This window comes from Streptomyces synnematoformans, assembly GCF_039531005.1.
Taxonomy (GTDB): Bacteria; Actinomycetota; Actinomycetes; order Streptomycetales; family Streptomycetaceae; genus Streptomyces; species Streptomyces synnematoformans.
The window spans coordinates 1-7,271 of record NZ_BAAAPF010000346.1; the positions used below are offsets into that span (position 1 = coordinate 1).

A 7,271-nucleotide genomic window follows, 5' to 3' on the forward strand; every position below is an offset into this window, starting at 1 on the left:
CACGGCGCCGCCAGCGGCCTCGCGCACCGCCTGCTCGCCGAGGCGCTGGCGCGCGGCAGCGCCGCCGCCGTGGTCTCCGACCACCTGCGCGCGGGGCGCCGGGTGCCGGGTCTTGGCCACCGGCTGTACCCCGGCGCGGACCCGCGCGCCGAGGCGCTGTTCACGCTGCTGGACGCGATCCCGCCGGCCGGGGCGGCGCTGGCCGCGGCCCGCCGGATCGCCGAGATCACCGCGCGGCACGTGTCCGTGCGGCCGAACGTCGACCTGGCGCTCGCCGTGCTGACGGTGTCGGCGGACATGCCGGCGGAGGCCGGCGAGACGGTGTTCGCGGTGGCGCGCACGGCCGGCTGGGTCGCGCACGCGCTGGAGGAGTACGCCGAGCGCCCCCTGCGCATGCGTCCGAGCGGCCGTTACACCGGCCCGCCACCCGAACAACCCCTCCCATAGGGAACGTTATGGATCATGTGAGCGGCTCCGTTACCTGCTCGCAATGACCGGGGCGGAGACACGCGCGTAGACCGATGGCAGGATTCACGCATTCCCGCAGCGCACCCCCAGCGCCGACCTGCCGAGGAGGCACCGTGTCGTACCGCCCCCCGCTGCCACTCATAGCCCTGGGCGCGGCAGCCGCGCTCCTCGCCGGGTGCAGCAGCACCGAGAAGTCCGGGCAGAGCGGCGACGTGCCGCTCGTCGAGGACGGCAAGCTGCTCAACTGCACCGGACTGCCGTACAAGCCCTTCGAGTTCGAGGACAAGAAGAGCGGTGACATCGTCGGCTTCGACATCGAGCTGATGGATCTCGTCGCCGAGGAGCTGGACGTCGAGCAGGAGGTCATCGACACGCCCTTCGAAGGCATCGAGTCCGGGGCGGTGTTCGCCTCCAACAAGTGCGACCTGTCGGCGGCCGGCATGACCATCACCGAGGAGCGGCAGCAGAAGTTCGCCTTCTCCGACCCGTACTTCGAGGCCACGCAGGCGCTGGCGACGAAGAAGGGCTCCGGCTTCGACTCGCTGGAGTCGCTGAAGGGCGAGCGCCTCGGCGTGCAGATGGACACCACGGGCCAGATGTACGCGGAGGACAACGCGGACGGCGTCGAGGTCAAGGACTACGAGGACCTCGGGCTGCAGCTGCAGGCGCTGGAGGGCGGGCAGATCACGGCGGCGATCAACGACAACGGCGTGCTCTACGACTGGGTCAAGGAACGCCCGGAGTTCGAGGTCTCCACCGAGTTCGACACCGGCGAGCAGTACGGCATCGGCGTCGGCAAGGACGACAAGGAGCTGCTCAAGGTGATCAACGACGTCCTCGCGAAGGCGAAGGACGACGGCACCTACGACAGGATCTACAAGAAGTGGTTCGGCGAGGCACCCCGGTGAAGGAGCCCGGCAAGGAGTCCGGCAGGGGACCCGGCCCGGCGCGCGGCGGCAGGTCCCTGACCCGGCGCCAGCGGGCGAAGCTGGCGCGCGGCGCGCAGTACGGGGCGCTGGCCGCGGCGGCCGCCGCCGTGGGCCTGCTCGCGGACTGGGGCGAGGTCAAGGACGCGTTCTTCAACCTCGACGTCGCGCGGGACCAGTTCCCCGAGGTGATCACCACCGCGCTCGTCAACACGGTCACGTACACCGCGCTCGGCTTCGCCTTCGGGCTGGCGCTCGGGCTGCTGCTGGCGCTGATGAAGCTGTCGTCCGTGCCGCCGAACCGGTGGCTGGCGACCACGTACATCGAGTTCTTCCGCGGCGTGCCCGCGCTGCTGGTGTTCATCGCCCTCGGCTACGGCGTGCCGCTGGCCTTCCAGGTGAACATGAACCTGTACGTCACCGCGATGCTTGCGCTCGGCCTGGTCGGCGGCGCGTACATGGCGGAGACCATCCGCGCCGGCATCCAGGCGGTGCCCAAGGGGCAGGTGGAGGCGGCCAGGTCGCTGGGCATGTCGCAGACCCGGGCGATGGTCTCGATCGTGATCCCGCAGGCGTTCCGGATCGTGCTGCCGCCGCTGACGAACGAGCTGATCCTGCTTACCAAGGACTCGTCGCTCGTCTACGTGCTGGGACTGGCGACGGACGAGAAGGAGCTGACGAAGTTCGGGCGCGACGCGCTGAACGACAACCTGAGCCTGACCCCGATCCTCGTCGCGGGGCTGTGCTACCTCATCATCACCATCCCCCTCGGACACCTCGTCCGGCGGCTAGAGGCGAAGGCGGCGAAGGCCAGGTGACCAGGTTGGACAAGGCGGACACGCACCCGGGCGCCCCGGCCATCGGCATCGAGGGGCTGCGCAAGTCCTTCGGCGACCTGGAGGTGCTCGGCGGCATCGACCTGACCGTCGCGCGCGGCGAGGTCGTCTGCGTCATCGGCCCCTCCGGCTCGGGCAAGTCGACGCTGCTGCGCTGCGTGAACATGCTGGAGGAGCCGAGCGCGGGGCGGATCTCCGTGGCCGGCGCGGAGGTCACCGACCCGGACGTCGACATCGACCGGGTGCGCCGCCGGATCGGCATGGTCTTCCAGTCGTTCAACCTCTTCCCCCACCTGACGGCGCTGGACAACCTGACCATCGCCCAGCGCCGGGTGCTCGGCCGCAGCCGGCCGGAGGCGGAGAAGGTCGCGCGGGCCAACCTGGTACGGGTGGGGCTCACGGACAAGGAGGCGTCCTATCCGGCGCAGCTGTCCGGCGGGCAGCAGCAGCGGGTGGCGATCGCGCGGGCGCTGTCGATGGAGCCGGAGCTGATGCTCTTCGACGAGCCCACCTCGGCGCTCGACCCGGAGCTGGTCGGCGACGTGCTGGCGGTGATGCGCCAGCTCGCGGACGAGGGCATGACGATGCTCGTGGTCACGCACGAGATGAGCTTCGCGCGGGAGGTGGCGGACCGGGTGGTGTTCATGGACGAGGGTGCCGTCGTGGAGCAGGGGGCGCCGGAGCAGGTGATCGGCAACCCGCAGCACCGGCGGACGCGGGTGTTCCTGGCGCGGGTGCTGGACCCGGCGGCGGCGGAGGTCGGGGAGCTGTAGGGGCGTACGGCGCGCGGCCCGGCTCAGGGCGCGTCGGCGGCCGGCACGCCGCCGGGCGTCCGGGGGTACTCGGCGAAGAAGCGGCGCACGGCCGCCGAGGCGTCGTACGTGTTGCTGCCGGCACCGCTCAGGTGCCCGCCGACCAGCGGCTCTGCCGTGCCCGGCCAGGCGTGGCCCAGGGCGGCGACGGCGACGAGGCGCACGGGCCGGTCGCCGGCGGCGTCGCGGTGCCAGAACTCGGTGACGCCGGGCGCGGGTTCGGTCCGTACGGGCTCGGCCGCGCAGCCCGAGGCGGCGGCGCAGCGGGCGCTCCCGTCCGGCACCGGCTCGGCCCAGCGGGGTCCGGCGCCGCCGTGGTACGGGTTGGTGTCGTCGCGCAGTCCGTGGACGGCAAGCAGCGGCGGAGTGGTGGCGTGGCGGCCGCCGGGCCGGCGGACGCCGCCGACGCAGGCCACCGACGCGAGGCGGTCGCCGAAGCGGGCGGCGGCGTGGCTCGCGAGCCGGGCGCCGCCGGAGAAGCCGGACAGGTGGCGGCGGGCGGGGTCGACGGCGAGCATGCCGTCGAGGGTGTCGAGCAGCGCGGCGAGGAAGGCCACGTCGTCGACGCCGGCGGCCTCGTCCCGTATCCGCTCCTCCCCCGCCAGCGGCACCCCGGGCAGCGACCAGGCCCAGCCGCCCTGGTACGGCAGGGCGCCCTGCGGCGCCGCCACGGCGTACCCCTGCGCGGTCAGCTCGCCGAGCCCGCTGGCGCGCAGCTGCGCGGCGGGGCCGAGGGCGCTGGGGTGCAGGTCGACGACGAGCGGCACGGGGCCGGTGCCGCCGCCGGGCTCCGGGCGGAGGAGCAGGAAGCGCCGGCGGCGCCCGTGGAACGTCAACTCGTGCCGCTCGGCACGCCGTACGGTCTCCGCCCGGGTCGTCATGGTGATCGATCCTACGGCGGGGCGGGCGGGGGCGGTGCCCGCGGCCGCCTAGGAGACCTCTTCGGGCAGCAGCTCGGTGGGGATGTCCTCCGGGGTGAGGCCGCTGGGCAGGTCCTCGGGGTCGAGGCCGCTGGGCAGCAGCTCGGTGGGGATGTCCTCGGGGCCGAAGCCGCTGGGCAGGTCCTCGGGGTCCAGGCCGCTGGGCAGCAGCTCGGTCGGGACGTCCTCCGGGAGCCGGGGGTCGTCCGGCCCGGCGGAGGGGCTCTCGCTCGGCGGCGGCGTGCAGGCGCACGGCGGGTCCTCGTCGTCGCCGCCGCTGACGACCGCGTACGTCACGCCGACGCCGCCGGCCAGCACCGCGACGGCGGCGGCCACCACCAGGATCAGCTTCTTCCGGGGCTGCCGGACGGGCGGCGGCGGGGGCGGCGCGGGCCAGTGCTGGGTGCTGCCGGCCGGCGGGGTGCTGTCCGGCGGCGGGGTGTCTTCGGGCGGCGGGTAGCTCATGGCCCCAGCTTCGCCCCGGGCGGCGGCGGAAGGATCGGTTCCGCCGGCGTCGTGACAGGGTTGCGACACTTCCGCGCCGGTCAGAGCGCCGCGGCGGCGCACGGGAGGGCCGTGCGCCCTCGCGGGCCGGTTGCCTCAGAGGCCCAGCAGGTGGTCCATCGCCAGCTGGTCCAGGCGCTCGAAGGCCATGCCGCGCTGCGCCGCGGCCTCCGGGTCGAAGTCCTCGTACGCGCCGCGGTCGGCGAGCAGCCCGGCGAGCCCGGAGTCGTCGGCCGTGGGCTGGGCGAGCTGGTCGAGGCGCGAGGCGCGCAGCGCCTCCTGCACGGCGGGGTCGGCGCGGAAGGCGGCGGCGCGCTCCTTGAGGATCAGGTAGTTGCGCATGCACCCGGCAGCCGACGCCCACACGCCCTCCTTGTCCTCGGTGCGCGGCGGCTTGAAGTCGAAGGTCAGCGGACCCGCGTAGCCGGCCGTCTCCAGCAGGTCCACCAGCCAGAACGCGGCCCGCACGTCGCCGGCGCCGAAGCGCAGGTCCTGGTCGTACTTGATGCCGTTCTGGCCGTTGAGGTCGATGTGGAACAGCTTGCCCGCCCACAGCGCCTGGGCGATGCCGTGCGGGAAGTTGAGCCCGGCCATCTGCTCGTGCCCGACCTCGGGGTTGACCCCGTACAGCTCGGGGCGCTCCAGCCGCTCGATGAAGGCCAGCACGTGGCCGACGGTGGGCAGCAGGATGTCGCCGCGCGGCTCGTTGGGCTTCGGCTCGATGGCGAAGCGCAGGTCGTAGCCCTGCCCGGTGACGTACTCGCCGAGCAGGTCGAAGGCCTCCTTCATCCGGTCGAGCGCGACGCGCACGTCCTTGGCGGCGCCGGACTCGGCGCCCTCGCGGCCGCCCCAGGCGACGTAGGTCTTCGCGCCCAGCTCCACCGCCAGGTCGATGTTGCGGATCGTCTTGCGCAGCGCGTAGCGGCGGACGTCGCGGTCGTTGGCGGTGAAGGCGCCGTCCTTGAAGACGGGGTGGGTGAAGAGGTTCGTGGTGGCCGCGGGGACGGCCATCCCGGTGGCGTCGAGCGCCTGGCGGAAGCGCTTGACGTGCGACTCGCGCTCGGTCTCGGAGGCGCCGAAGGGGATGAGGTCGTCATCGTGGAAGGTGACGCCGTAGGCCCCCAGCTCGGACAGCCGCTGCACGCTCTCGACCGGGTCGAGGGGCGCGCGGGTCGCATCGCCGAAGGGGTCGCGCCCCTGCCAGCCGACGGTCCACAGACCGAAGCTGAACCTGTCCTCGGGGGTAGGGGTGTACGACATGGCGGCTCCTTCGACGGATCTATTTCGTAAGGCCGCTTTACAAAATAGGATGCCAACCGGGTCGGAGGGAAGAGCCGGCCCACACGAGTCGCGGAGGACACAGCATGGGGCCCCTCGTCATCGGCGTCGACAGTTCGACGCAGTCCACCAAGGCGCTGGTCGTCGACAGCGAGTCCGGGCAGGTGGTGGCGCACGGCCAGGCCGCGCACGCCGTCAGCACCGGCGGCCGGCGGGAGAGCGATCCGGAGCAGTGGTGGGAGGCGCTGGGCACCGCCCTCGCCGCCTGCGGCGCCCCGGCCCGCGAGGCGGCGGCCGTCGCCGTCGGCGCGCAGCAGCACGGGCTGGTGACGCTGGACGCCGACGGGCGTCCGGTACGGCCCGCGCTGCTCTGGAACGACGTGCGCTCCGCGGCGCAGCGTGACCGGCTGGTCGCGGAGCTGGGCGGGCCGAAGGGCTGGGCGGAGCGCACCGGCAGCGTGCCGGCCGCCTCGTTCACCGCCACCAAGTGGGCGTGGCTCACCGAACAGGAGCCGGACTCCGCCGCCGCCACGGCGGCCGTGCGGCTGCCGCACGACTACCTCACAGAACGGCTCACCGGCACGGCCGTCACCGACCGCGGCGACGCCTCGGGCACCGGCTGGTGGGACGCCGCGACGGAGGCGTACGACGCCGCGACGCTGGAGCGGATCGGCCTCTCCCCCGACCTGCTGCCGCGCGTGGTGCGGCCGGGCGAGGCGGCCGGCACCGTACGCGGCGACGACCTCCCCGTCCCGCACGGCGCCCTCGTCGCCGCCGGCACCGGCGACAACATGGCCGCCGCGCTGGGCCTGGGCCTCGAACCCGGGCAGCCGGTGCTCAGCCTCGGCACCTCCGGCACCGTCTACGCCGTCTCCCGGCACCGCCCCGCCGACCCCACCGGCATCGTCGCCGGCTTCGCCGACGCCCGCGGCGACTGGCTGCCGCTCGCCTGCACCCTCAACTGCACCCAGGCCGTGGACCGGATCGCCGCGCTGCTCGGCCGCTACCGCGAGGAGGTGCGCCCGGGCGGCTCGGCCGTCGTGCTGCCCTTCCTCGACGGCGAGCGCACCCCCGACCTGCCGAACGCCTCCGGCGTGGTCCACGGGCTGCGCCACGACACCACCCCGGGACAGGTGCTGCAGGCGGCGTACGACGGGGCGGTGCACGCGCTGCTGACGGCGATGGCGGAGGTCTCCGGGCCCGACGCCGACCCCGACGCGCCGCTGCTGCTCATCGGCGGCGGGGCGCAGGGCGCGGCGTGGCGCGAGACGGTGCGGCGGCTGTCGGGGCGGGCGGTGCAGGTGCCGCGGGCGCAGGAGCTGGTGGCCCTCGGCGCGGCGGCGCAGGCGGCGGGACTGCTGCTGGAGGAGGACCCGGCGGCGGTGGCGCGGCGCTGGAACACCGCGGACGGGCGCGCGTACGAGCCGGTGGAGCGGGACGCCGCGACGCTGGAGCGGATCGGCGCGCTGCTGGCGGACGCGGGCGCGCTGCTGCGCCGGGCCTGAGAGGGCGCGGGGCCGCCGCGCG

The 7,271-nt window shown here is 74.3% G+C and carries 8 protein-coding genes; 5 read left to right on the forward strand and 3 right to left on the reverse strand.

What is annotated here, in order from left to right; translation table 11 throughout:
* The 4 genes from ABD317_RS31385 to ABD317_RS31400 all read left to right on the forward strand — a co-directional run.
* A partial coding sequence (locus ABD317_RS31385) for a citrate/2-methylcitrate synthase (RefSeq protein WP_344294359.1) occupies positions 1-447 on the forward strand: 447 nt, incomplete at its 5' end.
* A 134-nt stretch (positions 448-581) separates the two neighbouring features.
* The gene (locus ABD317_RS31390; RefSeq protein ID WP_344294361.1) at positions 582-1,376 is read left to right on the forward strand and encodes a basic amino acid ABC transporter substrate-binding protein; all 795 of its coding nucleotides are present in this window, start codon (positions 582-584) and stop codon (positions 1,374-1,376) included.
* Positions 1,373-2,212, forward strand: a complete 840-nt coding sequence (locus ABD317_RS31395; protein ID WP_344294363.1) for an amino acid ABC transporter permease — start codon at positions 1,373-1,375, stop codon at positions 2,210-2,212. Before ABD317_RS31390 ends, ABD317_RS31395 begins: the two co-directional genes overlap by 4 nt.
* A gap of 5 nt (positions 2,213-2,217) precedes the next feature.
* A complete protein-coding gene (locus tag ABD317_RS31400; protein WP_027757360.1) occupies positions 2,218-3,003 on the forward strand; it encodes an ATP-binding cassette domain-containing protein in 786 nt (261 codons plus the stop codon).
* Positions 3,004-3,026: 23 nt separating this feature from the next.
* Here ABD317_RS31400 and ABD317_RS31405 read toward each other — a convergent pair whose 3' ends face one another.
* The 3 genes from ABD317_RS31405 to xylA all read right to left on the reverse strand — a co-directional run bounded on the left by ABD317_RS31405 (position 3,027) and on the right by xylA (position 5,726).
* On the reverse strand, positions 3,027-3,923 hold the full coding sequence (locus ABD317_RS31405; RefSeq protein ID WP_344294365.1) for a CE1 family esterase: 897 nt from the start codon (positions 3,921-3,923) through the stop codon (positions 3,027-3,029).
* Between the two features lie 48 nt (positions 3,924-3,971).
* The gene (locus tag ABD317_RS31410) at positions 3,972-4,427 is read right to left on the reverse strand and encodes a hypothetical protein (protein WP_344294367.1); all 456 of its coding nucleotides are present in this window, start codon (positions 4,425-4,427) and stop codon (positions 3,972-3,974) included.
* Positions 4,428-4,562: 135 nt separating this feature from the next.
* Positions 4,563-5,726, reverse strand: coding sequence for a xylose isomerase (gene xylA / locus ABD317_RS31415; protein WP_027757358.1), 1,164 nt, complete (start codon positions 5,724-5,726; stop codon positions 4,563-4,565).
* A gap of 104 nt (positions 5,727-5,830) precedes the next feature.
* Between xylA and xylB the strand changes: the two genes are divergently transcribed.
* A complete protein-coding gene (xylB, locus tag ABD317_RS31420) occupies positions 5,831-7,249 on the forward strand; it encodes a xylulokinase (protein WP_344294369.1) in 1,419 nt (472 codons plus the stop codon).
* Positions 7,250-7,271 lie beyond the last annotated feature (22 nt).